Here is a 501-nt window from a genome sequence, read left to right as displayed (position 1 = left end):
GATCAGGAGACTTCGATGAGCGTGACGGAGACGGGAGCCACCATCTGGCTCACCGGTCTGCCGAGCGCGGGCAAGACCACCATCGCGTACGAACTGGCCGGCCGGCTGCGCGGCGAGGGCCACCGGGTGGAGGTGCTCGACGGCGACGAGATCCGGGAGTTCCTCTCCGCGGGGCTCGGCTTCTCCCGCGAGGACCGGCACACCAACGTCCAGCGGATCGGCTTCGTCGCCGAACTCCTGGCCGCCAACGGCGTGAAGGTGCTGGTTCCGGTCATCGCCCCGTACGCGGACAGCCGAGACGCCGTACGCAAGCGCCATCAGGCGGAGGGCACCGCGTATCTGGAGGTGCATGTCGCGACTCCGGTGGAGGTGTGCTCCGTACGCGATGTGAAGGGCCTCTACGCCAAGCAGGCGGCGGGCGAGATCAGCGGGCTCACCGGGGTCGACGACCCGTACGAGGCGCCCGAGTCGCCGGACCTGCGGATCGAGTCGCACCAGCAG

At 69.7% G+C, this 501-nt stretch carries 1 protein-coding gene; it reads left to right on the top strand.

What is annotated here, in order from left to right:
- Positions 1–15: 15 nt before the first annotated feature.
- Positions 16–501 (top strand): adenylyl-sulfate kinase (cysC, locus tag AC1DUE_RS20180; protein WP_477041190.1); only part of this gene is annotated, 486 nt, incomplete at its 3' end.

It is taken from the genome of Cellulomonas sp. P4_A2 (genome assembly GCF_056402515.1).
The sequence above is the reverse complement of the archived record's forward strand: the minus strand, read 5'-3'. Positions and strand labels throughout refer to the sequence as shown.